The organism is Pseudomonas sp. SDO55104_S430, assembly GCF_054070595.1.
This window is the reverse complement of sequence record NZ_JBSVXG010000084.1, coordinates 1-24,940: the sequence shown is the minus strand read 5'-3', so window position 1 is coordinate 24,940 and position 24,940 is coordinate 1. Positions and strand designations below refer to the sequence as shown.

The 24,940-nt window shown below is 62.5% G+C and carries 24 protein-coding genes; 16 read left to right on the top strand and 8 right to left on the bottom strand.

The window, feature by feature from the left end:
• The first annotated feature begins 178 nt into the window (after window positions 1–178).
• Together nosP and nahK are read left to right on the top strand one after the other, a co-directional pair.
• The gene (gene nosP, locus ACW9JE_RS16335; protein WP_457433317.1) at window positions 179–1,342 is read left to right on the top strand and encodes a nitric oxide-sensing protein NosP; all 1,164 of its coding nucleotides are present in this window, start codon (window positions 179–181) and stop codon (window positions 1,340–1,342) included.
• Window positions 1,272–3,905 carry a hybrid sensor histidine kinase/response regulator NahK/ErcS' gene (gene nahK / locus ACW9JE_RS16330; RefSeq protein WP_457433316.1) on the top strand — a complete coding sequence of 878 codons (2,634 nt, stop codon included), beginning with the start codon at window positions 1,272–1,274 and terminating at the stop codon, window positions 3,903–3,905. The genes nosP and nahK overlap by 71 nt, the downstream gene beginning before the upstream one ends.
• Before the next feature lie 107 nt (window positions 3,906–4,012).
• On the opposite strand, the gene ACW9JE_RS16325 is transcribed toward nahK, so the two are convergent.
• The 6 genes from ACW9JE_RS16325 to ACW9JE_RS16300 all read right to left on the bottom strand — a co-directional run bounded on the left by ACW9JE_RS16325 (window position 4,013) and on the right by ACW9JE_RS16300 (window position 9,239).
• The gene (locus ACW9JE_RS16325) at window positions 4,013–4,678 is read right to left on the bottom strand and encodes a response regulator (RefSeq protein WP_457433315.1); all 666 of its coding nucleotides are present in this window, start codon (window positions 4,676–4,678) and stop codon (window positions 4,013–4,015) included.
• A gap of 57 nt (window positions 4,679–4,735) precedes the next feature.
• Entirely contained in the window at window positions 4,736–5,293 is a 558-nt protein-coding gene (locus ACW9JE_RS16320) for a PQQ-dependent catabolism-associated CXXCW motif protein (protein WP_457433314.1), read from the bottom strand.
• A 242-nt stretch (window positions 5,294–5,535) separates the two neighbouring features.
• Window positions 5,536–6,327, bottom strand: coding sequence for an ABC transporter permease (locus ACW9JE_RS16315; protein ID WP_457433313.1), 792 nt, complete (start codon window positions 6,325–6,327; stop codon window positions 5,536–5,538).
• A complete protein-coding gene (locus ACW9JE_RS16310; RefSeq protein WP_457433312.1) occupies window positions 6,324–7,055 on the bottom strand; it encodes an ABC transporter ATP-binding protein in 732 nt (243 codons plus the stop codon). The genes ACW9JE_RS16315 and ACW9JE_RS16310 overlap by 4 nt, the downstream gene beginning before the upstream one ends.
• Complete coding sequence (locus ACW9JE_RS16305) at window positions 7,052–8,026, bottom strand: YVTN family beta-propeller repeat protein (RefSeq protein ID WP_457433311.1); 975 nt, start codon at window positions 8,024–8,026, stop codon at window positions 7,052–7,054. The genes ACW9JE_RS16310 and ACW9JE_RS16305 overlap by 4 nt, the downstream gene beginning before the upstream one ends.
• Window positions 8,027–8,054: 28 nt before the next feature.
• Window positions 8,055–9,239, bottom strand: a complete 1,185-nt coding sequence (locus ACW9JE_RS16300; protein WP_457433310.1) for an ABC transporter substrate-binding protein — start codon at window positions 9,237–9,239, stop codon at window positions 8,055–8,057.
• Between the two features lie 169 nt (window positions 9,240–9,408).
• Between ACW9JE_RS16300 and ACW9JE_RS16295 the strand changes: the two genes are divergently transcribed.
• The 3 genes from ACW9JE_RS16295 to ACW9JE_RS16285 are packed head-to-tail and all read left to right on the top strand — an operon-like array spanning window position 9,409 to window position 11,431.
• On the top strand, window positions 9,409–9,531 hold the full coding sequence (locus ACW9JE_RS16295) for a hypothetical protein (RefSeq protein ID WP_457433309.1): 123 nt from the start codon (window positions 9,409–9,411) through the stop codon (window positions 9,529–9,531).
• 2 nt (window positions 9,532–9,533) lie between these two features.
• The gene (locus ACW9JE_RS16290) at window positions 9,534–10,796 is read left to right on the top strand and encodes a HAMP domain-containing sensor histidine kinase (RefSeq protein ID WP_224535330.1); all 1,263 of its coding nucleotides are present in this window, start codon (window positions 9,534–9,536) and stop codon (window positions 10,794–10,796) included.
• Window positions 10,793–11,431, top strand: coding sequence for a response regulator transcription factor (locus tag ACW9JE_RS16285; protein ID WP_224535332.1), 639 nt, complete (start codon window positions 10,793–10,795; stop codon window positions 11,429–11,431). The genes ACW9JE_RS16290 and ACW9JE_RS16285 overlap by 4 nt, the downstream gene beginning before the upstream one ends.
• Before the next feature lie 122 nt (window positions 11,432–11,553).
• Here ACW9JE_RS16285 and ACW9JE_RS16280 read toward each other — a convergent pair whose 3' ends face one another.
• Both ACW9JE_RS16280 and exaA read right to left on the bottom strand, forming a co-directional pair.
• The gene (locus ACW9JE_RS16280; protein WP_224535334.1) at window positions 11,554–12,198 is read right to left on the bottom strand and encodes a pentapeptide repeat-containing protein; all 645 of its coding nucleotides are present in this window, start codon (window positions 12,196–12,198) and stop codon (window positions 11,554–11,556) included.
• Between the two features lie 146 nt (window positions 12,199–12,344).
• Complete coding sequence (gene exaA / locus ACW9JE_RS16275; RefSeq protein WP_224535336.1) at window positions 12,345–14,231, bottom strand: quinoprotein ethanol dehydrogenase; 1,887 nt, start codon at window positions 14,229–14,231, stop codon at window positions 12,345–12,347.
• 253 nt (window positions 14,232–14,484) lie between these two features.
• Between exaA and pedF the strand changes: the two genes are divergently transcribed.
• The 11 genes from pedF (at window position 14,485) to pqqE (ending at window position 24,865) form a co-directional block, all read left to right on the top strand.
• Window positions 14,485–14,946 carry a cytochrome c-550 PedF gene (pedF, locus tag ACW9JE_RS16270; RefSeq protein WP_175377274.1) on the top strand — a complete coding sequence of 154 codons (462 nt, stop codon included), beginning with the start codon at window positions 14,485–14,487 and terminating at the stop codon, window positions 14,944–14,946.
• Window positions 14,947–14,950: 4 nt separating this feature from the next.
• Complete coding sequence (locus ACW9JE_RS16265; RefSeq protein ID WP_457433308.1) at window positions 14,951–15,826, top strand: substrate-binding periplasmic protein; 876 nt, start codon at window positions 14,951–14,953, stop codon at window positions 15,824–15,826.
• Between the two features lie 9 nt (window positions 15,827–15,835).
• Entirely contained in the window at window positions 15,836–16,594 is a 759-nt protein-coding gene (locus ACW9JE_RS16260; protein WP_224535339.1) for a quinoprotein dehydrogenase-associated SoxYZ-like carrier, read from the top strand.
• A 15-nt stretch (window positions 16,595–16,609) separates the two neighbouring features.
• Window positions 16,610–17,548: a quinoprotein relay system zinc metallohydrolase 1 gene (locus tag ACW9JE_RS16255; protein ID WP_457433307.1), complete on the top strand. Its 939-nt coding sequence runs from the start codon at window positions 16,610–16,612 to the stop codon at window positions 17,546–17,548.
• Between the two features lie 252 nt (window positions 17,549–17,800).
• Window positions 17,801–19,576, top strand: coding sequence for a PQQ-dependent methanol/ethanol family dehydrogenase (locus ACW9JE_RS16250; RefSeq protein WP_457433306.1), 1,776 nt, complete (start codon window positions 17,801–17,803; stop codon window positions 19,574–19,576).
• A 261-nt stretch (window positions 19,577–19,837) separates the two neighbouring features.
• On the top strand, window positions 19,838–21,358 hold the full coding sequence (gene exaC, locus ACW9JE_RS16245) for an acetaldehyde dehydrogenase ExaC (protein WP_457433305.1): 1,521 nt from the start codon (window positions 19,838–19,840) through the stop codon (window positions 21,356–21,358).
• A 242-nt stretch (window positions 21,359–21,600) separates the two neighbouring features.
• A complete protein-coding gene (pqqA, locus tag ACW9JE_RS16240; RefSeq protein ID WP_003253598.1) occupies window positions 21,601–21,672 on the top strand; it encodes a pyrroloquinoline quinone precursor peptide PqqA in 72 nt (23 codons plus the stop codon).
• Window positions 21,673–21,727: 55 nt separating this feature from the next.
• Complete coding sequence (gene pqqB / locus ACW9JE_RS16235; protein WP_224535347.1) at window positions 21,728–22,642, top strand: pyrroloquinoline quinone biosynthesis protein PqqB; 915 nt, start codon at window positions 21,728–21,730, stop codon at window positions 22,640–22,642.
• Window positions 22,643–22,723: 81 nt separating this feature from the next.
• Complete coding sequence (gene pqqC, locus ACW9JE_RS16230; protein WP_224535350.1) at window positions 22,724–23,476, top strand: pyrroloquinoline-quinone synthase PqqC; 753 nt, start codon at window positions 22,724–22,726, stop codon at window positions 23,474–23,476.
• The gene (gene pqqD / locus ACW9JE_RS16225) at window positions 23,473–23,745 is read left to right on the top strand and encodes a pyrroloquinoline quinone biosynthesis peptide chaperone PqqD (RefSeq protein ID WP_224535352.1); all 273 of its coding nucleotides are present in this window, start codon (window positions 23,473–23,475) and stop codon (window positions 23,743–23,745) included. Before pqqC ends, pqqD begins: the two co-directional genes overlap by 4 nt.
• The gene (pqqE, locus tag ACW9JE_RS16220) at window positions 23,723–24,865 is read left to right on the top strand and encodes a pyrroloquinoline quinone biosynthesis protein PqqE (protein WP_457433304.1); all 1,143 of its coding nucleotides are present in this window, start codon (window positions 23,723–23,725) and stop codon (window positions 24,863–24,865) included. Before pqqD ends, pqqE begins: the two co-directional genes overlap by 23 nt.
• The last annotated feature ends 75 nt before the right edge of the window (window positions 24,866–24,940 follow it).

The window sequence follows — 24,940 nt, the reverse complement described above, 5'->3', positions numbered from 1 at the left end:
TCTGACACGCCGCCTTCGCGAGCAAGCCCGCTCCCACATTGGATCTTCGGCAGCCTGGAAGTCTGGTCCGGTACTAATCCCATCGAACCGCCCACCCACTACCCAAGTAGCATTCGTCCCGACCCGCGGCCTTCGTACACTCGTGCCTCATACACACGCACCTGCGGGGGGGGCGATGATGCAGCAGGTCCATAGCGAAGGTGTCGTCAGCGCCATGTCTCTGGCCACCGATCCGCAGCAGGCGGCGCAGGAGCTGGCGCGGCAGTTGCTGCATCCCAATCTCGGCTTCGTGCTGTTCTTCTGTTCCGCCGAATACGACCTGCCGGCGCTGGGCCAGGCTTTGCAGCAGAGCTTCGGTGGCATTCGCCTGGCCGGTTGCACCAGCGCCGGGGAAATCACGCCGCTGGGCTACGGGCGCAATTGCGTCACGGCGATCGGCTTCGACCATCGGCACTTTTCCATCGCCCTGGAACTGATCGATGAAATGGAGCACTTCAGCCTGATCGACGCCCAGCAGATGGTCGAGCGCCTGGTCGGCGGCTGTCGCAGCAACACGCTGGCGCCGATCAAGGGCAACAGCTTCGCCCTGACCCTGCTCGATGGCCTGTCCAGCCGCGAAGAAATGGTGCTCGCTGCCCTGAGCGCGGCACTGGGCGCCATTCCGCATTTTGGTGGCTCGGCCGGTGACGACAACTACCTGACCCATACCCATGTGTATTTCGACGGCGAATTCCACAGCGGCGCGGCGGTGGTGGTACTGGTCAACACCTGGCTGGACTTCGAAGTGTTCACCACCCACCACATGCTGCCCCAGGCCGAGAAGCTGGTGGTCACCGGTGCCGATAGCGCTTCGCGGCGGGTCTTCGAACTCAATGCCGAGCCGGCCGCCGCCGAGTATGCCCGGCACATTGGCGTGCCGGTGGCCGAACTCGACCACCGGATCTTCGCCGCGCACCCCTTGGCCGTGCGAGTCAACGAGCAGTACTACGTGCGCGCCATCCAGCAGGTTCACCCGGACCTGAGCCTGAGTTTTTACTGCGCGGTGGAGAACGGCATCGTTCTTACCGCCATGACCCCGGGGCCGCTGCTGCCGAACCTGCAAAGCCTGTTCGACGGTTTGCAGGAGCAGCTTGGCGATTTGTTGCTGACCATCGGCTGCGACTGCTTCTTGCGGCGCCTGGAACTGGAAGACCACGGCAGCCTGGAACAGATCGGCGCGTTTTTGCGCGAGCAGCGGGTGATGGGGTTCAACTCCTACGGAGAACAGTTCAATGGCATGCACATCAACCAGACCTTCACCGGCGTTGCCATTGCAAGGGGCCGGTCTCTCGGAAAACACTGAGCTGCGGGCGCAGATCGACGCCCTGCAGCACGACAACCGGAAGCTGCAACGGATCAACGCGGCGCTGATCGAGCGGATCGAGTCGGGCATCACTCGCGGCAATGATCCCTACGCAGCCTTCCAGCATTCGGTGGTGCTGGCCGAGCAGGTGCGCGAACGTACCGACGCGCTGAACCAGGCCATGGCCGAACTCAAGGCCGGCAACCATTTGCTCAGCGAAGCCCGGCTGCGCGCCGAAACCGCCCATCAACACCTGATCGATGCCATCGAGAGCATTTCCGATGCCTTCGTGCTGTTCGACGCCGAACAGCGCATCGTCCTGTTCAACAGCCGGTTCAAGGCGTTCTGGAGTAACAGCCGGGCGCGAATCCACGCCGGCATGCGTCTTGCCGAGGTCAAGCGGCTGATGCTCAACAATGGAATGTTTACCGAGGAGCCTCGCGGGCATGCCGAGGAAAACCTGCTGTACCGATTGCAGGACGGACGCTGGCTGCAGGTCAGCGAACGGCCGACCCAGGAAGGCGGACGGGTGATTCTGTTCACCGACATCACCGACGTCAAACTCAGCGAAACCGTGCGCCGCGAACAGGCACTGGCGCAAAAGTCGCACCTGTTGCAGCGGGCGGTCGACAACCTGTCCCAGGGTGTGGCGATGGTCAATGCCGAGGGCATTCTTGAATTGTGGAACCGCCGGTTTCTCGAACTCAGCGGTCTGGCCCCGGTGGCCGCGCATCGGCCGTTTGCCGAGGTGATCGCCGACAGCGAATTGACCCTGCTGACCCCGGCCAGTCGTGGCTTCAACGGGCGGCCGGTGCAGGAGTGCGAGCAGCGCCTGCACGATGGCCGGGTCCTGGAAATCCGTACGCATCCGCTGCCCACCGGCGGTTTCGTCAATACCTTCACCGACATCACCGAGCGCTACCAGCACGCCGAGGCCCTGAGCGAAAGCGAACGCTGGATCCGCCTGATCACCGACCACGTGCCGGCGCTGATCGCCTACCTCAATGCCGATCTGGTCTACGAGTTCACCAACAAGGTCTATGAAGAATGGTATTGCTGGCCGCGCGGGGTGATGCTCGGCCAGAGCCTGCGCGAAGTACACAGCGAACAGCATTACCAGCGCCTGGAGTCCTATGTGGCCCGGGCGCTGGCCGGGGAGAGCGTGACGTTCGAATTCGCCGAGACCAACGTCAACAATCAGGAGCGCTACATGTTGCGCTCCTACGTGCCCAACCGCCTGGCCAGTGGCGAGGTGGTGGGGATCTTCGTGTTGATCCGCGACATCACCGAACGACGGCGCACTGCCGAGGCCTTGCATCAGGCTTATCAGAATCTTGAATTGCGGGTTCGCGAACGCACGGCAGAATTGACCGACCTCAACCACCAGTTGCTGCGGGAAATCGATGAGCGTCGCCGGGTCGAGTCGCGCCTGCTGGAGGCCAAGCTGGAAGCGGAGCAGGCCAACCTGTCGAAGACCAAGTTCCTTGCCGCCGTCAGTCACGATCTGTTGCAACCGCTGAACGCCGCGCGACTGTTTACCAGCGCCTTGCTGGAGCGGCGCGAGCCGATGTCCAACGAGATTCTGGTGCGCAATGTCAGTAATTCCCTGGAAGACGTGGAGACCCTGCTGGGCACGCTGGTGGATATTTCCAAGCTTGATGCCGGTGTGATCAAGGCCGATATCGCGCCGTTCGCTTTGAGCGAGCTGCTGGAAAACCTCGCCGCCGAATACACCCAGGTGGCGCGCAGCGAAGGCCTGCAACTGCATTTCATTGGTTGTTCGGCGCTGGTGCGCAGTGACATTCAATTGCTCGCGCGGATCCTGCGCAATCTGCTGAGCAACGCCATTCGCTACACCTACAGCGGCCGTGTGGTGCTGGGTTGCCGGCGTCATCGCCAGCGCCTGTCGATCGAGGTCTGGGACAGCGGCATGGGCATTGCCGAGGATCGCCTGGAAGAAATTTTCCAGGAGTTCAAGCGTGGTGACGTGCAGCGCCCGGATCAGGATCGCGGTCTGGGCTTGGGGCTGGCGATCGTCGAGAAGATCGCCGGCATTCTCGGGCACCGCATTCAGGTGCGCTCATGGCCGGGCAAGGGTTCGATGTTTTCCGTGGAGGTGCCATTGAGCGCCAACGCTCCCAAACCGTTGCCGAGCCCGCCGATGAGCGAGCCGATGCTGGAGCGGCTGCGCGGCGCGAAGGTCTGGGTGCTGGACAACGACGCCACCATTTGCGCCGGCATGCGCACGTTGCTGGAGGGCTGGGGTTGCCGGGTGGTGACGGCGCTGTCGGAAGAGGACCTGGCGCGGCAGGTGGACAACTACCATGCCGAGGCGCACTTGCTGATCGCCGACTATCACCTGGACAACGACCGCAACGGCGTCGACGCCGTGGCCCGGATCAACGCCCGCCGGGCCAGCGCGATCCCGGTGATGATGATCACGGCCAATTACAGCAACGACCTCAAACAGCAGATCCGCGAACTGGGCCATACGCTGATGCACAAACCGGTGCGGCCGATGAAGCTTAAGACCGCCATGAGCCATTTGCTGGGACCCCTGTAGGAGCGAGCATGCTCGCGATGTAGGCACGGACACCGCGGGGTGTCAGGCAGCCAACGTCATCGTTGACGACCATCGCGAGCCTGCTCGCTCCTACAGGGTTTGGGTGTTCACCTTCTCAGATACGACCCGAAATCGATGTCGCCGGCACTTAGTATCGCCTGCACGCGGTTATGCACATTGAGCTTGCGCAGGATAGCGGAGACGTGGGCTTTGACCGTGGTCTCGGCGATTTCCAGGGTGTAGGCGATCTGTTTGTTCGATTCACCCTTGGTCATCCGTTCCAGCACCTGCAACTGTTTGCGGGTCAGGGTTTGCAACAGTTCCGGCGGAATGCTCGGCGTGTCGTTCATGCGTCGGTGCGAACTGCTGTTGCCGGTGCGGATGATGTCCGGTGGCAGGTAGACGTTGCCGTTGAGGATCTGCTGGATCGCGTTGGTCATCTGCGTGCGGGGCGAGGATTTGGTGATGAAGCCCACCGCGCCATAGGTGATGGCTTGCAGGACGATCTGCTTGTCCTGCTCGGCGGAGACGATCACCACCGGAATGGTCGGCGCTTCGTTGCGCAGGTTGATCAGGCCATTGAGCCCGTGCATGCCGGGCATGTTCAGGTCGAGGAGGATCAGGTCCAGGTCATCGTGTTCCTGAGTCAGGGCCAGGGCACTGTCCAGATCGGCGGTTTCCATGACCTCGCTGCCGTCGAAACCATCGCTGATGACGTTGTGTATGGCTTCGCGAAACAGCGGGTGATCGTCGGCAATCAGAATTTTGTACATGGCCATTTCACCTCTTTGTTTTGATTATGGTGTGGCAACTACACGCAGGCGTAAAGCTCAGGGGAAGGGCGCGGGGCTGGCGGGTGTGACCGGCAGATTGGCCGCCTGCCAGGCATCCAGGCCGTCGCGATACCAATACAGCGACTTATAGCCGAGGCTGGCCGCACGTTTGACGGCGTTCCAGCTCAACCAGCAGTCGGAGCGGCAGTAGAAAACCAGCGGTTGCCTGAGGTTGCCGCTGGTCAGTTTGTTCAGGTTGTCGGCGAAGTAGGCCTGCCATTGCGGTGTCAGCTCACCGTCGCCGGTGTTGGCCAGCCAGTGGCTGCCGGGCAGGTTTTCGTGGGGGTGGTCTTCGATGAAACGGCCTTGCAGCCATTGGCGGCGGTAGACATCGATCAGCAGCGGGCGCGGGGTTTGGTCGAGCAATGCTTGCACGGCGGCGGTGTCTACGATGGTTGCGCCTTGCACCTGGTCGGGTGTGGGGCTGCGGTACAGATCGATGCGATAGCCGTCGGGGGAGAACAGTAGCGATTGTGCGCAGGCGCCAACCAGCCACAGGCTGAGGGATAGCGCGGCGAGGGTGGGACGCAACAGGCGACGTCGGGCACGCGGCATGGGCTTTATCCTTATCGTTATAAGTCCATTACATGCCAGGCGGGGGGCGTTGGGAATGCGACGATAGGCAGGGGAAACCAGTACTAAAGTCGTAATTTCCCAACGCCCTGTGTAGGAGCGAGCAGGCTCGCGATGGAGGCAAAGACACCGCGGGGTGTCAGGCAGCCAACGTTATCGTTGACGACCATCGCGAGCATGCTCGCTCCTACAGTGATTTGGTGTTCGCCGCATAATCTGTGGGTTCAGCTGGATTTGCGCAGCGCCGCATGCTGTGGGTTGAAGGTCAGGACCGCCAGCAGGGCAAAGACCAGCGTCAATCCCGCACACACCGCCAACGCCAGTGGGTTGAAGCGCTCATACAAGGCAAACCTCACCAGTTCTACCGCATGGCTGAACGGGTTTACCGCGCAGAGCCAGTACAACCATTCGCTCGCTTCACGCATTTTCCAGAGCGGGTAGAGCGCTGATGACAGGAAGAACAGCGGGAAGATCACGAAATTCATCACGCCGGCGAAGTTCTCCAGTTGGCGAATGGCGTTGGACAGCAGCAGCCCCAGGGCACTAAGCATCAAGGCCACCAGCAGCAGGGCGGGCAGAGCGAGCAGCAGGCCGATGGCCGGGGGTTGTACGCCGTAGAGCCAGGAGATTGCGAGGAACGCGTAGACCTGCAGCAGCGAAATCAGCGAGGTGGCCAGCAGTTTGCTGCACAACAGAAAGGTCCGCGGCAGTGGGCTGGTGAGCAGGACGCGCATGCTGCCCATCTCGCGGTCGTAGACCATCGACAGCGAGCCCTGCATGCCGTTGAACAACAGGATCATGCAGGCCAGTCCCGGGATGATGTAGACCTCGTAGGGAATGTAGGTGTCGTAGGGCTCGATGATGGCGATGCCCAGGGCCGCGCGGAAACCGGCGGCGAACACCAGCAGCCACAGCAACGGCCGGACCAGGGCGCTGAGGAAGCGTGTGCGTTGCAGCACAAAGCGCAGCCACTCGCGCAGCACGATGCCGCTGAAACATTGCCAGTAAGCGTTCATCGGGTAGCTCCCGTGGTAGTCAGGCGAGTGAAGGCCGAATCCAGGTCGCCGCCGTGTTCCTGGCTCAGCGCGTTGGCCTGTCCGCTGGCGACCAGTCGGCCCTGATGCATTATCAGCAGGTCGTCTCTGGGCTGCACTTCATCCAGTAGATGGGTGGTCCAGAGCACGCTGATCCGCTGCTCACTGCACAGGTTGCGAATGTGCCGGTTGAGCGCCAGACGGCTGGCCGGGTCGAGGCCGGCGCTGGCCTCGTCGAGCAGCAACAGGCGCGGTTGATGCAGCAGTGCGCGGGCGATTTCCACCCGGCGACGATGGCCTCCGTTGAGCTGGCGCACTCGTTCGCCGCGACGCTCATCCAGGCCTTGCCGGGCGAGTTCCGCATCGACGCGCAGGGTGGTCTCGCGGCAGGACATGCCATGCAGCGCCGCGTGATAACGCAGGTTCTGTTCCACGCTCAAGTCCAGGTCCAGGGTGCTTTGCTGGAACACCACGCCCAATTGCTTGAGCGCCGGGCGCGGTGTGTCGAGCAACGAGCAGCCGCCCACCCGGATATCGCCTTGCTGCAGATCGTAGAGCCGGGTCAGCAGGGCGATCAGCGTTGATTTGCCGGCACCATTGGGCCCCAGCAATGCGGCGAAACGGCCCGGTGCCAGGCTGAAACTCACCTGCCGCAAAGCCTCCCGCAACCCGTAGGCGAAACTCAGGTCGCTGACTTCCAGGGTGTTCATGGCGTCACCACCACGCCCCATGGATAGCGCCCGACCTTCACCGATTTGCTGACCTTGAGGCTGTCGACATCGATCACCGACACATCGCCGCTGACGCCGTTGGTGGCGAGCAGTTGCTTCTGGTCCGGGGTAAACGCCAGTTGCCATACGCGCCGGCCCACCAGCAGGTAATCGAGGATCTCGAAAGTCTTGGCGTCGATCACCGCCACGTGGTTGGCCGGCCCCAGGGCCACGAAGGCGTATTTGCCGTCGGCGCTGAGCTTGATGCCCACCGGCTGCACCTTGTCCGGGTGCACGCCCTTGATCTGGAAGTTCAGCGTCTTGAGCACGTTGCGGTTGGCGACGTCGAGAATTGTCACCGTGCCGCCGATTTCCGCCGAGGCCCACAGTTGCTTGCCATCGTTGCTGAACTCGACGAAACGCGGGCGCTGATCCACCAGCGTACTGTCGGCCAGGGTCTGGGTGCTGGTGTCGATCCAGTGCAGCATGTTGGTGGTTTCGCTGGTGTTGACCGCCCATTTGCCGTCGGGGCTGACGGCCATGCCTTCGGGCTCGACGCCGACGTTGATCTGGCCGAGGACCTTGGAGGTTTCGGTGTCGATCACGGTGACCAGCGCATCGTCTTCGTTGGAGACGTACAGCCAGCGGTTGTTGGGGTGCAGGGCGAATTGCTCGGGGTCCTTGCCCGAGGGCAGTTCCTTGATGATCTTGCGGGTGGCCACGTCCATGACCTGGACCCGGTCCGAGTCGCTGGCGCAGATGTACAGCAGCTTGTTGTCATGGGACAGCAGCAGGCCACGTGGGCGCTGGCCGACGGGCAGGGTGTCGGTGACCTGCAGGGTCTGCATGTCGATCAGGCTCAGACTGTTGTCCTTTTCGTTGGATACCCAGGCGGTGCTGGCACTGGCGTGTCCGGCGACGAGCAGCAGGGCGAATGAGATCAGGTTGAAGTGAAAACGCGTGGGGTGCATGGCAGTTTCCTTGTTGTAGTTGTTGTGTTCAGGGAAAGCGGCAGCTGACCTCGGGCTTGTCGTAACCCAGGCTGTCCATTTCGTTGAAAGGGTGCAGAAAGCCGTCCTGAGGCGAGGTGCTGACCAGCGCCCGGGGCTGCACGATCGGGATCGGCTGGCGCAGTTGGCCGTTCCATGGGCGGTAGCTGAGCTTGCGGCCCTTGAAACCGTCCAGTGGCAGTTGATCGCCTAGTTCAAGCGCACGGATCGCCATGGGGTCGGTCTGGCGCAGTTTGCTCACGGCGCTGGCGATGCTGCGCACGGCGATCCAGGCGGCGAAGTCGCGGTCGGTCATCCAGCGTCCGGCGAGGGCTTCGAAGCGTTTCTGCAACTGCGCGGCGCCGTAGGTTTCCACGGTCTTGTGCCAGCCGGTCGGAGTCAGGCCCTGAGTGCCTGCGACCGGGCGCGGGTACCAGGTTTGGTAAGGCACGTACTCGCCAAAGTCGCCACGCTCGTCGGCTACCAGCACCACATCGTATTCGGCGGTCTGGGTGAACAGCGGCATGTCGGCCTGGGCGCTGCGTCGCTGATCGTTATCGAAGGTCCAGGGTTTCTCCGCCACCAGTTGCAGGCCGAAGCGCTTGGCCGCGCGGCGCAGAGCGGCGGCGTAGGCCTGGTCGTCGACGGTGGGGCCGACGATCAGCAGCGCCCGTTGCCATTTGCGCACCACCAGGAACTGCGCCAGCGCATCGGCCAGCATCGCCCGGCTCGGCAGGCTGTGCAGCACGTTGGGCAGGCAATCGGTGGTCCGCAGGCTGTCATCGGGGCTGCCGGCATTGAACAGCAGGCTGTCGGGCAGTGCCGCACTGAGTTGGCGCAGGCTGCTGGCGGGGGCGTTCACCACGAACAGGCGCAGGCCTTGCGCATGCTGGGCTTGCGCCGCTGCGAGCAAGGCTTCGGGACTGTCGACGCTGGCGCTTTCCAGGCTGTAACCGTGATTGAGAAAACGCCCGGTGCTGTTGCTGTCGGTGATCGCCAGTTCTACACCGCGCAGGCCGGTGTCAACGGGTTCTGGAATGACGTTGGACAGCAACGGGCCGGGGTCAGGGCGATAACCCAGATAACCGATCCGCACCTGCAAGGGCGCATCCGCCGCCTGACTTCGAGTCGCCAGCCCGGCGGCGCAGACGATTGCCAGCAGATAGATCAGGGCGTAAGGGGCAAGCTGGCGCATAGGGCTCTCCATTACAGGTAGCGCCAGCATAGGAAGCTCGTGACGGGGTGGAAATATGCAGAAAGTACCGACCGGGCAGTACCAAGGTAGTAGCCGCGCGCGGGCGGTTCGGTCTTAGCATGGGAACCCTCACCCAAACCCGCAGCCGTGACTCTGGAGGGAACTGGCCATGCGCATCGTCAAGACATTGCTGCTGCCATTGCTGCTGATCCTGACCCTGATTGGCGTCGACCGGCTGCACGGGCCGCGCGCGGTTCCGACCCCGGTCATGCCCTCGACACCGGGGCACTAGCGATGTCGGCCCTGTGGCGGATCAACCTGTGGGTGGGCGGCTTTTTCGCCGTGGTCACTCTTGCCTGCATGTGCGTGTTGCTGCACCAGGCGCTGGCGGACGTGGAACGTGAGATGCAATCGGCCGAAGCGGTGGTCGAGTACCTGAGCGAAACCGCCGCTCGTGATCCTGTCAGCCTGCAACCGCGCCTCACCCGCAGCCTGCGCCATGTGCGTGTGCTCTGGATGGAACCTGGGGCAGTGATGCCCTCGCCGATGCAGGATGGGTTCGAGGGGTGGCTCGCAGATCTGCTGTTCGCCGACGTCATACACCGCGTCAGAGTAGTGGACCTGGCGGACGGTCGACGGGTGCAGATCGCCGTGGATCCTCGGGATGAAATCGACGAAGTCCGAGATTCCCTGCAACAGTTGCTGAGCCTGTGCGCGCTGGCACTGATCGTCAGCCTGCTGACCATTCGCTGGGCGGTGCGACGAGGAATGGGCCTGCTCGATGAACTGCTGCGGGCTTTGCAGCAGGTCAGCGCCGGCCAGCTCAAGGTGCGTCTGCCCACACAAGGAGCACCGGAAGCGCGGCAACTGGGGCTGCATTTCAATCGAATGACCGCCGCGCTGGAGCAGGCCGGTGCCGACAACGCCCGTCTGACTCAGGCCTTGCTGGCCGTTCAGGAGCGCGAGCGCACCGAACTGGCCCAGACGCTGCACGATGACCTTGGTCAATATCTGGCCGGGATTCGCGCGCAGGCGTGTCTGTTACGCCTGGTCGCTGAGCGCCCGGAAGCAGTGGAGCGCACGGTGCGCGATCTGGAGCACAACTGCGAGCACCTGCAACAAGGCTTCCGGGCGCTGGTGCAGAACCTATATCCGGTGGTGCTGCAGCATTTGCCGCTGGACGAGGCGTTCGCCTTGCTGGTGGAACAATGGCAGGCACGCCAGGGCATCGAGTGCCAGTTGCGCTTGAGTGAGCGGCTGCCAACGCTGTCGGCGTCGCACAAGACCCATCTGTATCGCCTGCTACAGGAGGCCCTGACCAATATCGCCCGGCACGCCGATGCCAGCCGGGTGCGGGTTCGTCTGCAACACCACGGTGCACAGTTGCGTCTGCTGGTGCGCGATAACGGTCGCGGAGGTACGCCCCGGCAGCGCCCCGGCGTGGGTCTTTATTCAATGCGCGAACGCGCCCGCAGCCTGGGAGGCGAATTGCGTGTGATCAGTCATCCCGGCGCCGGTTGGGCGCTGACCTTGAGCATGCCTTTGGAGGTGTCATGAATATTCTGCTGGTCGATGATCATGCAGTGGTCCGTCAGGGGTATGCGAGTCTGTTGCGGGCAATGTTGCCTGCGATGGAGGTACGGGAGGCGGCAACGGGTGAGGAGGCGCTGACCCGCGTGCAGGAAAGCGTGCCGCATCTGGTGATCATGGATTTCGGACTGCCCGGCATCAGTGGCCTGGAAACCACCCGGCGTCTGCGCCAGCGTTTGCCGCAACTACGGGTGCTGTTTTTCAGCATGCACGATGAGCTGCCGCTGGTGCGACAGGCACTGGATGCCGGGGCGATGGGTTATCTGACCAAGAACTCGGCGCCCGAGGTACTGATCGAAGCAGTGCGGCGGGTCCTCGCCGGACATGCCTACATCGAGCAACCACTGGCCACGCAGCTGGCGTGCCGCGCACAGCGGGGCACGAGTGACCCGCGACTGCACAGCATGACCCAGCGCGAGCTGGAAATTTTCGTCATGTTGGCCAAAGGCACCCCCGCGCGGCAAATCGCCGAGCAACTGAGCATCAGCAGCAAGACCGTCTCCAACCATCTGACGCTGCTCAAAAACAAACTGCAGGTCAGCTCACATGCCGAGCTGGTGCATCTGGGGATTGATATGGGCGTGGTGCGCAAGGCAGGGTGACTGAAAACCAGAGCCCTGTAGGAGCGAGCATGCTCGCGATGGACGTCAACGATAACGCTGGGTGCCTGACACCCCGCGGTGTTCTTGCGTTCATCGCGAGCATGCTCGCTCCTACAGGGGCTTCATTGTGTCCAGTCCTGCGGACATCCATTGCAGCCTTCCATGTTCGCGTCCTGAAAATTCGCATAATGCTGGCGAGTGCCGTTGAGGTTGGCGTGTTCCAGATTGCTTTCGCCCAGCTTGGCTTCCTGCAGGTTGGCGTCGCTCAGGTTGGCGTCCTTGAGGTCGGCCTTGCTCAGCCAGGTCATTTCCAGATCGGCGGCGTGCAGGTTGGTGTTGTGCAGTTTCGCTCCCGAGAGCCGGGCGAATTGCAGATACGCGGCGCTGAGGTTGGCGTTCTGGAACTGCGCGCCCTGGGCAAATAGTCCCCAACCCTGGATCGCCATCAGATTGGCCGAGGTAAAGTCGGCCAGTCGGACATTGCTTTGCTGCAGGCTGGCGCGGGTAAGGTTCGCCCCTTGCAGGTGGGCTTTTTCCAGGTTGGCCAGGTCGAGTCGGGCATGACGCAGATCGGCGTCGCGCAGATCGGCGCCGCTGAGGTTCATGTTTCGCATGTCCTGATTGCTGAGGTTGGCGCCCTTGAGGTTGGCGCCGGGGCATTGGCTGTGTTCGGCGATGGTGCAGCCGTTGATGATCAGGGGGCCTTCATCGTCATCGGCATGCACCGTGGCAATGCTCAACAGAAGCATAAGGGACAGGTATTTCATGGCAATGTCTCCGGACGAGCCCATCTCCTGTAGGAGCGAGCATGCTCGCGATGGAGGCGCAGACACCGCGGGTTGTCAGGCAGTCCACGTTATCGTTGACGACCATCGCGAGCATGCTCGCTTCTACAGGGACGGCGGGTTAGGGGTTATCTTTGCGCCGTCTTGTTATCCCAACTCGGAATCTTGAACACCCAGAACGACCCGCCCTGTGCCACCGGCTTGGTCAGCTCGGCCATGTCGCCGCCCCATAACGGCACTGCGCCGCCGTAGCCGACTGTCACGCCGATGTACTGCTCGCCGTCCTGTTCCCAGGTGATCGGTGGCGAGACGATGCCGCTGCCGGTCTGGAATTTCCACAGTTCCTTGCCGGTTTTTGCATCGAAGGCCTTGAAGAAACCGTCGCCTGTGCCGGTGAACACCAGGTTGCCTTTGGTCGCCAATACCCCGGCCCACAGCGGCAGATGTTCCTTGTGTTCCCACACCAGCTTGCCGGTGGTGGGGTTCATCGCCCGCAGCGTGCCGACGTGATCTTCGTACATGCGCTTGATGCGAAAGCCCATTCCCAGGTAGGCCGAGCCTTTTTTGTAGTTGACCTCTTCGGTCCAGTATTCCTCTTTCCACTGATTGCCCGGAATGTAAAACAACCCGGTGTCCTGGCTGTAGGCCATGGGGTTCCAGTTCTTGCCACCGAGGAAGGGTGGCGACACTTCCACCGGTTTGCCCTTGGTTTCCCCCGGCAACGGCTTGGCCGGACGCTGGCCTGCGTTCTCCACCGGTCGGCCTGTCTTGAGGTCAATGTGGCTGGCCCAGGTGATGTTGTCGACGAAGGGAAAAGCGTTCTGCAGTTTGCCGTTGTTGCGGTCCACCACGTAGAAGAAACCGTTACGGTCGGCGTGACCGGTGGCCTTGACCGTCTTGCCATCCTTGTCCTTGAAATCGAACAGCACCAGCTCGTTGTTACCGGAGAAGTCCCAGGCGTCGTTCGGCGTGTGCTGATAGAACCATTTCACTTCGCCGGTGCTTGGGTCGACGCCGACCTGGCCGGAAGTGTAAAGGCTGTCAAAGTCGTGTGGGTTGCCATCCTTGGAGGTGCGCGCCCAGGTGTTCCATGGGCCTGGATTGCCGGCGCCGACGATGATGGTGTTGGTTTCGGCATCGAAACTCGCGCTCTGCCAGGGCGCACCGCCACCGTGGCTCCAGGCCTCGACTTTGCCGGTTTCCGTAGTCGGGTCGTTCGGCCAGGACGGCGCCTTGACGTCGCCGGTCGGGGTGCTGTCCTTGCCATTGAGACGGCCCATGTGACCCTCGACGAAAGGCCGCATCCAGACTTCTTCGCCCGTGTCGGGATCGCGGGCGAAGAGCTGCCCGACTACACCGAACTCGTCGCCGGAGCTGCCGTGGATCAGCAGCACCTTGCCGCTGGTCTTGTCCTTGATCAACACCGGCGCGCCGGTCATGGTGTAGCCGGCTGCGTGGTCGCCGAATTTCTTGTTCCACACCACCTTGCCCGTGTTCTTGTCCAGGGCGATCAGCCGCGCATCGAGAGTGCCGAAGTAGATTTTGTCGCCGAAGATCGCGGCGCCGCGGTTGACCACGTCGCAGCACGGACGAATGTTGTCCGGCAGGCGATGGTTGTAAGTCCACAGACGTTTGCCGGTCTTGGCGTCCAGAGCGAACACTCGCGAATACGACCCGGTGACGTACACCACACCGTCACTGACGATGGCCTGGGATTCCTGGCCGCGCTGCTTTTCGTCCCCGAAGGAGTAGGACCAGGCAGGGGTCAACTTGAACACGTTCTTGTCGTTGACCTGATTCAGCGGACTCCAGCGCTGGGCGTTGGTGCCCATGCCGTATTGCAGCACGTCTTTGGTGGTCAGGTGATCGTTGGCGATGTCTTCCCAACTCACGTTGCGCGGGGCCGGAGCGTTTGCTGCGTACCCCGCGGCGCTCAGCGCCAGGCTGCCGACCAGCACAAAGGCCTGGACGGCCGCGGTCAGGGGGGAAAGGGCGGGTAGCGATCTTATTGTCATGGTTGCAGTTCCCAGTGGAGGTTTTGGCCTGCACAGGGTGGCGGTGCGGGGCGGTAGACGGATACGGAAAAAGTCCCGCCGTCGCCGGGAAAACTTCCCATCGAACACCTGATTTGGGCGTCCCTCAAACGCCTTACTACCAAGGGACTAGATGCTGGCCACCAAAGCAGCATGGGGCCCGCCCGACAGGCTTCCTAAGATGGCTGCCATAGCCTCTGCAAAGAGGTTTTGCGTGCAACCTGAGGGCATAACAATGACAACGAAACGCAACGCCTTGCTCGTCACCGGCCTGTTGGCCGGTCTTCTCAGTGCCGGTTCCGTGTGGGCCCACGGCAATGTGGTGCCGCAGGCCGTCGCCACCCAGGGCCTGACCCCGATCAAGGATGCCGGCGTGAAACTCAATGCCGATGGCTGGGCCGAAGTGAATCCCTATCGCACCACGCCGGAACACGACAAGGCGGTGGAGATCGGCGCGTCGGCCTACAACCAGAACTGCGCGGCCTGCCATGGCCTGGAAGCCAAGTCCGGCGGTATAGCTCCCGACCTGCGCATGCTCGACGCTGGCGATGCCGGTGATGAATGGTTCGTCGAGCGGGTACGCAATGGTGCGGTGCGCGACGGTCGGGTGTACATGCCGAAAATGGCCGACTACCTGAGCCAGGAAGCCCTGTGGGCGGTACGCACTTATCTGGACACCGTGCACGTCGAGGAATGATCCCATGCGCCTGCTTGCGATGTTGGTCGGCGCTGTGTGGCTGTGCTGCCAGTCGGTGCAGGCGCAGGTGCGCAACTACGATGAAATGATCGCCGCCGGAGAGCTGAAGGTGGCGGTGTACAAGGATTTCGCGCCCTACAGCTTCGAACAGGGCGGTCAGCCCAAGGGTGTTGACGTCGAACTGGCCCAGGCCCTGGCCAAGGCAATGGGTGTGCGCCTGACGCTGATCTGGGCGCCGCCCGGTGAAAAGCTCGACGACGACCTGCGCGACTACATCTGGCGCGCCAGTGCGTTGCACAACCAGCAACTGGCCGACCTGATGATGCGCGTGCCTTACGACCGCGATTACGCGCAAAAGCGCAACGAATTCGGCGAACTGGAAAACGGCCATGTGGTGATGTTCGGCCCCTACCAGAACGAACAATGGCAGGTCGCCTACGACCGTCGTCGACTGGACAAGGTTGCCAGTGTCGCGGTGTTTGAGCAGCACCCGATCGGCGTCGAGGTCGACAGCGTGCCGTCGTTCTACCTCACTTCGGTGTTCAACGGCATGCTCGCCGGCAAGACCCATCACTATCCGGGCGTGTCCCAGGCCTTTGCCGCGATGAAGGCCGGGGAGGTCGACGCGGTCATGGCCATGCGCGGTGAAATTGACTGGCAGGTGCACGAAGCCGCCGACCCGCAATTGGCGCTGGCGGAGAACGCCTATCCGAACATGGGCAAGCAGCTCTGGGAAATCGGCATGGCGGTGCACGAAAGCAACCGGCAACTGGCGTATGCGGTGGAAGAGGCGCTGGAAGGACTGATTCGCGAAGGTTCGGTGAAGACCATCTATGGCCATTACGGCCTGCGGTATGACGTGCCCGAGATGTATCAATAGGAGTGGCTGATGAAATGGCAAAGGATTTGTCTGCTGGCGTGCTGCCTGAATCTGACGGCGCAGGCCGCCGTCGATCCAGGCAAGGACCCGGTGCCGTCGGTGATGTGGAGCTTCTATCACAAGCAGATCCTCGCAGATGCGCCGTTCGTGTTCGATGATCGGGTCAAGCTGTTGGCGCCACCGTTCGCTGAAGACGCACGGCAGGTCCCGCTGGAAATCGATGCCCGGGCATTCAAGGGCGATGTAGTGACCATCCTTGCCTGGGCCGAGCTCAACCCCTTGCCGAAAATCGTCGATTTCCAGCCGGTAAATGGACTGTTGCCCTGGCTGTCGATCCGCATTCGAGTCGAGCAGGCTACGCCCCTGCGCGCGGCCGTACTGACGCGCGATGGACTGTGGCATGTCGGTTCGACCCTGATCGACGCAGCGGGAGGTGGCTGCACTGCACCAAGCGTGGTTCGCACCGAGCCGGGTTGGGAGGAGCGCATCGGTCAAGTGCTGGGCGGGCGTTACCCGCGCCGGGACTTCAGTCGCCTGCGGGTGCAGGTGGCGCATCCGATGGACAACGGCATGGTCAGCGGCATTCCGGAGTTTTACATCAATCATGCCGAACTGCGGGACAGCCAGAATCAACTGCTTGCCCGCCTCGAACTGTTTCCCGCTGTCAGCGAAAACCCCAGCCTGGGCTTTGATCTGGAGGGGGCAGGGCAGACACGTCTGCTGTTGCGCGATAGTGGCGGCAACCTGTTCGATGCGTTAATTCCCTGAGCCAAAGGAGCACTCATGCGCTGGATGCTGCTGTTGTTCATCGGCCTGAGCCTGCACGCCACGGCCGATCTCCAATACTCGCTCAAGCCCCGGCAGATCGCCCAGGACACCTGGCTGCTGGAAGGCAGCACCGATAATTTCGCCAGGGACAACGGCGGCAACATCGTCAACACCGCGTTCATCGTTACCGAGCGTGGCGTGGTGGTGATCGATACCGGCCCTTCGAAGCGTTACGGCGAGGCCATGCGCCTGGCCATCGCCGGGGTAACCGACAAGCCGGTGATCGAGGTCCTGCTGACCCATCATCACCCTGACCATGTGCTGGGCAATCAGGCCTTCGGCGATGTGCCGATCGGCGCGCTGGCCGGTACCACCGAGCTGCTGCAAAAGCAGGGTGATGCGATGGCCGAGAACATGTATCGGCTGGTCGGCGACTGGATGCGCGGCACCGAGGTGGTGTTGCCGACCCGCACGCTGACCCCGGGCGTGAAAAGTTTTGGGAATCATGATCTGCGCCTGCTAGGTCTGGGTGGGCATACGGGTGCTGATCTGGCTATTCTCGACCAGCAAACCGGCGTGCTGTTCGCCGGGGACCTGGTGTTTTATCAACGGGCGCTGACCACGCCCAACAGTCCCGGCCTGTCGGTGTGGTTGGCGGACATTGCCACCCTGCAAGGCTTGCCCTGGACGATGATCGTGCCCGGTCACGGGCCTGTCGCCAGCGATCCGCTGCCCTTCGTGCAGATGCGCGATTACCTGGGGTGGCTCGACCAGCTGATGCGCGACGGCGCCGCCAATGGCAGCGACATGGCCGAGATGATCCGCAGCCCCATCCCCGAACGATTCGCCGGAATCAGCCTGAGCCGGTATGAGTTGATTCGCAGTGTCAGCCATCTGTATCCGCGGTATGAGCGGGCGCGGATGATGCGGGTCGACAGCAGCGCGACCCCATGATCACCCCCCCTGTGGGAGCGGGCTTGCCCGCGAAGGCGTCGGCGCATCCGGCATATTTGTCGTCTGAAACACCGCCTTCGCGAACAAGCCCGCTCCCACAGGGGATGTGGAAATCCATCCCCCAACCCAATACCAAGGAACTAGAAATCTCCACACTGCGGCCAATTGTTGTCCCGACGCCTGCGCTCAAGAATCTGCATCAACCCGGGAAAATTTCCCGGAAATAAAACAAAAACCGCAGAGGAAGCCGTCATGACTCAACCCGCACGTCGCCAGCCCTTCGTCCTGAGCCTGTTGCTCAGTGCCATGCTGTTGTCCGGCCAGGCAATGGCCGGGGTTTCCGACCAGGACATTCTCCAGGACCCGAAGAACCCCGAGCAGATCGTGACCAACGGTCTGGGCGTTCAGGGTCAGCGCTACAGCCCGCTGGACATTCTCAACGTCGACAACGTCAAGGAACTGCGCCCGGCGTGGGCGTTCTCGTTCGGCGGCGAAAAGCAGCGCGGCCAGCAGGCGCAACCGATGGTCAAGGATGGCGTGATGTACATGACCGGTTCCTACTCGCGGGTGTTCGCGGTGGATGCGCGCACCGGCAAGAAGCTCTGGCAATACGATGCGCGCCTGCCGGATGACATTCGCCCTTGCTGCGACGTGATCAACCGTGGCGTGGCGCTGTATGGCGACCTGGTGATCTTCGGCACCCTCGACGCTAAGCTGGTTGCGCTGAACAAGGACACCGGCAAGGTGGTCTGGAGCAAGAAAGTCGCCGACCACAAGGAAGGCTACTCGATCAGCGCCGCGCCGCTGGTGATCAACGGCAAGCTGATCACCGGCGTCGCCGGTGGCGAGTTCGGCGTGGTGGGCAAGATCGAGGCCTACGATCCGAAAAACGGCGATCTGTTGTGGACCCGCCCGACCGTCGAAGGCCACATGGGTTATGTCTACAAGGACGGCAAGGCGGTCGAGAACGGTGTCTCCGGCGGCGAAGCGGGCAAAACCTGGCCGGGCGATCTGTGGAAGACCGGCGGCGCGGCGCCGTGGCTGGGCGGTTACTACGATCCGGAAACCAACCTGCTGCTGTTCGGCACCGGCAACCCGGCGCCGTGGAATTCGCACCTGCGTCCAGGGGACAACCTCTATTCCTCGTCGCGCCTGGCGCTCAACCCGGACGACGGCACCATCAAATGGCATTTCCAGAGCACGCCTCATGACGGCTGGGACTTCGACGGAGTGAACGAGTTGGTGTCGTTCAACTACAGCGAAGGCGGCAAGGAAATAAAGGCGGCGGCCACCGCCGACCGCAATGGTTTCTTCTACGTGCTGGACCGCACCAACGGCAAATTCATCCGCGGCTTCCCGTTCGTGGACAAGATCACCTGGGCCACCGGCCTGGATAAGGACGGCCGGCCGATCTACAACGACGCCAGCCGCCCCGGCGCGCCAGGGGCCGAAGCTCACGGCACTTCGGTATTCGTCGCGCCGGCATTTCTCGGTGCGAAAAACTGGATGCCGATGGCCTACAACAGGGACACCGGGCTGTTCTACGTGCCGTCCAACGAGTGGGGCATGGACATTTGGAACGAGGGCATCGCCTACAAAAAAGGCGCGGCGTTCCTCGGTGCCGGGTTCACCATCAAGCCGTTGAACGAAGATTACATCGGCGTATTGCGTGCCATTGATCCGAAAACCGGCAAGGAAGTCTGGCGCCACAAGAACTTCGCGCCGCTGTGGGGCGGGGTGCTGACCACCAAGGGCAACCTGGTGTTCACCGGTACGCCAGAAGGTTTCCTGCAGGCATTCAATGCCAAGACCGGCGAAAAGGTCTGGGAGTTCCAGACTGGCTCCGGCGTACTGGGCTCGCCCGTGACCTGGGAAATGGACGGCGAACAGTACGTCTCGGTGCTGTCCGGCTGGGGTGGCGCGGTGCCGCTGTGGGGCGGCGAAGTGGCCAAACGCGTGAAGGACTTCAACCAGGGCGGCATGCTCTGGACCTTCAAATTGCCGAAGGAGTTGGTGGCCAAGCACTGACCACACCCAAGTGATCGTTCCCACGCTCCGCGTGGGAATGCCTCAACGGACGCTCCGCGTTCGGCCTTTGGGACGTAGAGCGTCCCGGGCTGCATTCCCACGCGGAGCGTGGGAACGATCACCACAGGGGCTGCGTGAATCTAATACCAAATAACGAGAGCCCCTCCTGCCAACGATGCATTCGTCTGGCGCGCGGGGCTCTCTAGTATCGGGTCATCGCCTGTCGCCACGGCAGGCATCGACCCAGACAGAGGCCTCATCATGATCTACGCCCAACCCGGAACACCCGGTGCCGTCGTTTCCTTCAAACCGCGCTACGGCAATTTCATCGGTGGCGAATTCGTCGCGCCGGTCAATGGCGAGTACTTCACCAACAGCTCGCCGGTCAACGGTGAGGTGATTGCCGAATTCCCGCGCTCCAGCGCCGCCGACATCGACAAGGCCCTCGACGCCGCCCATGCCGCCGCCGATGCCTGGGGCAAGACCTCGGCCCAGGACCGTTCGCTGGTCCTGCTGAAAATCGCCGACCGCATCGAACAGAACCTGGAAATCCTCGCCGTCACCGAAACCTGGGACAACGGCAAGGCCGTGCGCGAAACCCTCAACGCCGACGTGCCGCTGGCGGCCGACCATTTTCGCTATTTCGCCGGCTGCATCCGCGCCCAGGAAGGCGGCGCTGCCGAGATCAACGAACTGACCACCGCCTACCACTTCCACGAACCACTGGGCGTGGTCGGGCAGATCATCCCGTGGAACTTCCCGCTATTGATGGCCGCCTGGAAGCTCGCCCCGGCCCTGGCCGCCGGCAACTGCATCGTGCTCAAACCGGCAGAACAGACGCCGCTTTCGATCATGGTCTTCGCCGAACTGATCGCCGACCTGCTGCCGGCCGGCGTGCTCAATATCGTCCAGGGGTTCGGTCGCGAAGCCGGCGAGGCGCTGGCCACCAGCAAGCGCATCGCCAAGATCGCCTTCACCGGTTCCACCCCGGTCGGCGCGCACATCCTGCATTGCGCCGCCGAGAACATCATCCCGAGCACCGTCGAGCTGGGCGGCAAGTCGCCGAACATCTTCTTCGAAGACATCATGCAGGCCGAGCCCGCATTCATCGAGAAAGCCGCCGAAGGCCTGGTGCTGGCGTTCTTCAACCAGGGCGAAGTCTGCACCTGTCCGTCCCGGGCCCTGGTGCAAGAATCGATCTACGAACCTTTCATGGCCGAGGTCATGAAGAAGGTCGTCAAGATCAAGCGCGGCAACCCGCTGGACACCGAGACCATGGTCGGCGCCCAGGCCTCCGAGCAGCAATACGACAAGATCCTCTCGTACCTGAACATCGCCCAGGAGGAGGGCGCCCAGCTGCTTACTGGCGGCGCGGCCGAGCGTCTGGAGGGCGATCTGTCCAGCGGCTACTACATCCAGCCAACGCTGCTCAAGGGCACCAACAAGATGCGCGTGTTCCAGGAAGAGATTTTCGGCCCTGTGGTGGGCGTCACCACCTTCAAGGACGAAGCCGAAGCCCTCGCGATCGCCAACGACACCGAATTCGGTCTCGGTGCGGGCCTCTGGACCCGCGACATCAACCGCGCCTACCGCATGGGCCGGGCGATCAAGGCCGGGCGGGTGTGGACCAACTGCTACCACCTGTACCCGGCACATGCCGCGTTCGGAGGCTACAAGAAGTCCGGCGTCGGCCGGGAGAACCACAAGATGATGCTCGATCACTACCAGCAGACGAAGAACCTGCTGGTGAGCTATGACATTAATCCGTTGGGGTTCTTCTGATTCATTAAATACGCCGCATACCCTGTGGGAGCGGGCTTGCCCGCGATGACGGTCTGACAGTCGACATCAATGTTGAATGTTCCGGCCTCATCGCGGGCAAGCCCGCTCCCACAGGTCTTTTGTGTTTCTCACCCCCTACCAACGCACCCCCAAGCCTCCTTCGAAAGTAGCATTCGGCTGCCCGACACCCCGTGCATTAATGGCACTACCGGAATCACCCGGCACAAGAAGAGGAATGACCCATGTGGACTAAACCCGCGTTTACCGATCTGCGCATTGGCTTCGAAGTGACGATGTATTTCGCCAACCGTTGATTGTTCACCCGGCCAGCCGCCGCGTTGGCCGGGTCTGCCTTCTGGAGCATTGCTCATGCACATCCGGGTTCTGGGTTCCGCCGCTGGTGGCGGTTTTCCGCAGTGGAACTGCAATTGTCGGCAATGTGCCGGAGTACGCAACGGCAGCCTGCGCGCGCAGCGGCGCACGCAGTCGTCGATTGCTCTGAGCGACGACGGAGTGGACTGGGTGCTGTGCAACGCTTCGCCGGACATCCGCGCGCAACTCGAGAGCTTCCCGCCATTGCAACCGGCGCGCCGCCTGCGTGACAGCGCCATCGCCGGCGTGGTGCTGATGGACAGCCAGATCGACCATTGCACCGGCCTGCTGAGCCTGCGCGAAGGCTGCCCGCATAACGTCTGGTGCACCGAACGGGTTCACCAGGACCTCAGCACCGGCTTTGCGCTGTTCACCATGCTCAGTCACTGGAACGGCGGATTGCAGTGGCAACCTGTGCGTCTCAATCGCGAACCGTTCCGTATTCCGGCCTGCTACCACCTCAGGTTTTGTGCCATTCCGTTGATCAGCAACGCACCGCCGTATTCACCCAATCGTGGCAATCCGCAGCCAGGGGACAACATCGGCCTGTTCATCGAGGACCAGCGCAGCGGCGCCTCGCTGTTCTACGCGCCGGGGCTGGGGCAGGTCGACGACGAAGTGCTGGACTGGATGCAGCGCGCCGATTGCCTGCTGCTCGATGGCACCCTGTGGCGCGATGACGAGATGCGCGTGTGCGAAGTCGGCCACAGCCTTGGCAGTGAAATGGGCCACCTGGCGCAGAGCGGGCCGGGCGGCATGCTGGAAGTGCTGGAGGCGTTCCCGCGGCAGCGCAAGGTGCTGATTCACATCAACAACACCAACCCGATCCTTGATGAGGACTCGGCTGAGAGGGCGCTGCTGGTGCGGCGGGGGATCGAGGTGGCGTATGACGGCATGGATATTGTGCTGTAGCGGAGCGCCACGCACCTGTAGGAGCGAGGCTTGCCCGCGAAGAGGCCTGACCAGACACCAAAAGATTCCCGGAGAATAACAATGACCAACACTCCACTGACCCCCACCGAATTCGAAGCCGCCCTGCGCGCCAAGGGCGCCTACTACCACATCCATCACCCATTCCACGTGGCGATGTACCAGGGCCGCGCCACCCGCGAGCAGGTCCAGGGCTGGGTCGCCAACCGCTTCTACTATCAGGTCAACATCCCCCTCAAAGACGCCGCAATCCTCGCCAACTGCCCCGACCGAGAAATCCGCCGCGAATGGATTCAGCGCCTGCTGGACCATGACGGCGCGCCTGGCAGTGAAGGCGGGATCGAAGCCTGGCTGCGCCTGGGCGAAGCGGTGGGGCTGGATCGCGAGCGGATCCTTTCGCAGGAACTGGTGCTGCCCGGCGTGCGTTTCGCGGTGGATGCCTACGTCAACTTCGCCCGCCGCGCCAGTTGGCAGGAAGCCGCCAGCAGCTCCCTGACCGAACTGTTCGCACCGCAGATCCACCAGTCGCGCCTGGACAGCTGGCCGCAGCATTACCCCTGGATCGATCCGGCCGGCTACGAATATTTCCGCACCCGACTGGGCCAGGCCCGACGCGATGTCGAGCACGGCCTGGCGATCACGCTCGAGCATTATCGGACCCTGGAAGGACAGTCGCGCATGCTGGAAATCCTGCAATTCAAACTGGACATTCTCTGGAGCATGCTCGACGCCATGAGCATGGCCTATGAGCTGGAGCGCCCGCCTTATCACAGCGTCACTCGTGACAACGTCTGGCATCGGGGGATCGCCCTGTGAACCTGATCAACCGCGAACAGTCACCCTCGTTGCGCCGCGGCTTTCGCCTGCAATGGGAACCGCGCCAGGACTGCCATGTGCTGCTGTACCCCGAAGGCATGATCAAGCTCAACCCCAGCGCCGGGCAGATTCTCGAATTGCTGGACGGCCGGCGCAGCGTCGCCGCGATCATCGCCCAATTGTCGGCGAAGCATCCCGGCGTGCCGGGGATCGACGAGGATGTGCTGGCGTTCCTGGAGGTGGCCCATGCGCAGTTCTGGATCGAGTGAAACGCTGCCGGGGCCACCGCTGTGGCTGCTGGCGGAGCTGACCTATCGTTGCCCGCTGCAATGCCCGTACTGCTCCAATCCGCTGGACTTCGCCCGGCACGGCGAGGAGCTGAGCACCGCGGAGTGGATTCGCGTGTTCCGCGAAGCGCGGGAGATGGGCGCCGCGCAACTGGGTTTTTCCGGTGGCGAGCCGTTGGTGCGTCAGGATCTGGCGCAGTTGATCAAGGCCGCGCGGGACATGGGTTACTACACCAACCTGATCACTTCGGGCATTGGCCTGACCGAGCAGAAGGTGCGCGACTTCAAGGTTGCAGGGCTCGACCATATCCAGATCAGTTTCCAGGCCGCCGACGAAGCGGTGAACAATATGCTCGCCGGCTCGCGCAAGGCCTTTGCGCAGAAGCTGGCCATGGCCCGCGCAGTGAAAGCCCAGGGCTATCCAATGGTGCTGAACTTCGTCACTCACCGGCACAACATCGACAACATCGACCGGATCATCGACCTGTGCCTGGAACTGGAAGCGGATTTCGTCGAATTGGCCACCTGCCAGTTCTACGGCTGGGCCGAACTCAACCGAGTCGGCCTGCTGCCGACACGCGAGCAATTACAGCGCGCCGAGCGCATCACCAATGACTATCGCCAGCGCCTCGAGGCCCAGGGCCATCCGTGCAAACTGATTTTCGTCACCCCGGACTATTACGAGGAACGCCCCAAGACCTGCATGAACGGCTGGGCCAACCTGTTTCTCGACATCACCCCCGACGGCACTGCATTGCCCTGCCACAGCGCCCGGCAGTTGCCGGTGCAGTTTCCCAATGTGCGCGAGCACAGCATCGAGCATATCTGGAACGATTCGTTCGGCTTCAACCGTTTTCGCGGCGATGCCTGGATGAAGGAGCCGTGCCGCTCCTGCGACGAAAAGCACAAGGACCTGGGGGGCTGCCGCTGTCAGGCGTTCATGCTCACGGGGGAAGCGGCCAATGCCGATCCGGTGTGCGCCAAGTCGCCGCATCACGGGGTGATTCTCAAGGCGCGGGAAGAGGCCGAAGCCCCAGGGCTCGGCATCGAACATCTGACATTGCGTAATGAGAAAGCTTCGCAGCTGATCTATCGCGGCTGAATGACCCGGCGCAGGTCCCCTGTGGGAGCGGGCTTGCTCGCGAATGCGGAGTGTCAATCACCATAGAGGTCGACT

What these genes read in the sequence shown, in the direction of transcription:
- ACW9JE_RS16325 (WP_457433315.1), bottom strand. Translation starts at nt 4,678, where the DNA reads ATGTACAAAATTCTGATTGCCGACGATCACCCGCTGTTTCGCGAAGCC.
- ACW9JE_RS16320 (WP_457433314.1), bottom strand. Translation starts at nt 5,293, where the DNA reads ATGCCGCGTGCCCGACGTCGCCTGTTGCGTCCCACCCTCGCCGCGCTA.
- ACW9JE_RS16300 (WP_457433310.1), bottom strand. Translation starts at nt 9,239, where the DNA reads ATGCGCCAGCTTGCCCCTTACGCCCTGATCTATCTGCTGGCAATCGTC.
- nahK (WP_457433316.1), top strand. Translation starts at nt 1,272, where the DNA reads ATGGCATGCACATCAACCAGACCTTCACCGGCGTTGCCATTGCAAGGG.
- exaC (WP_457433305.1), top strand. Translation starts at nt 19,838, where the DNA reads ATGATCTACGCCCAACCCGGAACACCCGGTGCCGTCGTTTCCTTCAAA.
- ACW9JE_RS16295 (WP_457433309.1), top strand. Translation starts at nt 9,409, where the DNA reads ATGCGCATCGTCAAGACATTGCTGCTGCCATTGCTGCTGATCCTGACC.
- ACW9JE_RS16285 (WP_224535332.1), top strand. Translation starts at nt 10,793, where the DNA reads ATGAATATTCTGCTGGTCGATGATCATGCAGTGGTCCGTCAGGGGTAT.
- ACW9JE_RS16315 (WP_457433313.1), bottom strand. Translation starts at nt 6,327, where the DNA reads ATGAACGCTTACTGGCAATGTTTCAGCGGCATCGTGCTGCGCGAGTGG.
- pqqB (WP_224535347.1), top strand. Translation starts at nt 21,728, where the DNA reads ATGCACATCCGGGTTCTGGGTTCCGCCGCTGGTGGCGGTTTTCCGCAG.
- ACW9JE_RS16255 (WP_457433307.1), top strand. Translation starts at nt 16,610, where the DNA reads ATGCGCTGGATGCTGCTGTTGTTCATCGGCCTGAGCCTGCACGCCACG.
- pedF (WP_175377274.1), top strand. Translation starts at nt 14,485, where the DNA reads ATGACAACGAAACGCAACGCCTTGCTCGTCACCGGCCTGTTGGCCGGT.
- ACW9JE_RS16260 (WP_224535339.1), top strand. Translation starts at nt 15,836, where the DNA reads ATGAAATGGCAAAGGATTTGTCTGCTGGCGTGCTGCCTGAATCTGACG.
- ACW9JE_RS16290 (WP_224535330.1), top strand. Translation starts at nt 9,534, where the DNA reads ATGTCGGCCCTGTGGCGGATCAACCTGTGGGTGGGCGGCTTTTTCGCC.
- ACW9JE_RS16265 (WP_457433308.1), top strand. Translation starts at nt 14,951, where the DNA reads ATGCGCCTGCTTGCGATGTTGGTCGGCGCTGTGTGGCTGTGCTGCCAG.
- ACW9JE_RS16305 (WP_457433311.1), bottom strand. Translation starts at nt 8,026, where the DNA reads ATGCACCCCACGCGTTTTCACTTCAACCTGATCTCATTCGCCCTGCTG.
- ACW9JE_RS16310 (WP_457433312.1), bottom strand. Translation starts at nt 7,055, where the DNA reads ATGAACACCCTGGAAGTCAGCGACCTGAGTTTCGCCTACGGGTTGCGG.
- exaA (WP_224535336.1), bottom strand. Translation starts at nt 14,231, where the DNA reads ATGACAATAAGATCGCTACCCGCCCTTTCCCCCCTGACCGCGGCCGTC.
- ACW9JE_RS16250 (WP_457433306.1), top strand. Translation starts at nt 17,801, where the DNA reads ATGACTCAACCCGCACGTCGCCAGCCCTTCGTCCTGAGCCTGTTGCTC.
- ACW9JE_RS16280 (WP_224535334.1), bottom strand. Translation starts at nt 12,198, where the DNA reads ATGAAATACCTGTCCCTTATGCTTCTGTTGAGCATTGCCACGGTGCAT.
- pqqC (WP_224535350.1), top strand. Translation starts at nt 22,724, where the DNA reads ATGACCAACACTCCACTGACCCCCACCGAATTCGAAGCCGCCCTGCGC.
- pqqE (WP_457433304.1), top strand. Translation starts at nt 23,723, where the DNA reads ATGCGCAGTTCTGGATCGAGTGAAACGCTGCCGGGGCCACCGCTGTGG.
- nosP (WP_457433317.1), top strand. Translation starts at nt 179, where the DNA reads ATGCAGCAGGTCCATAGCGAAGGTGTCGTCAGCGCCATGTCTCTGGCC.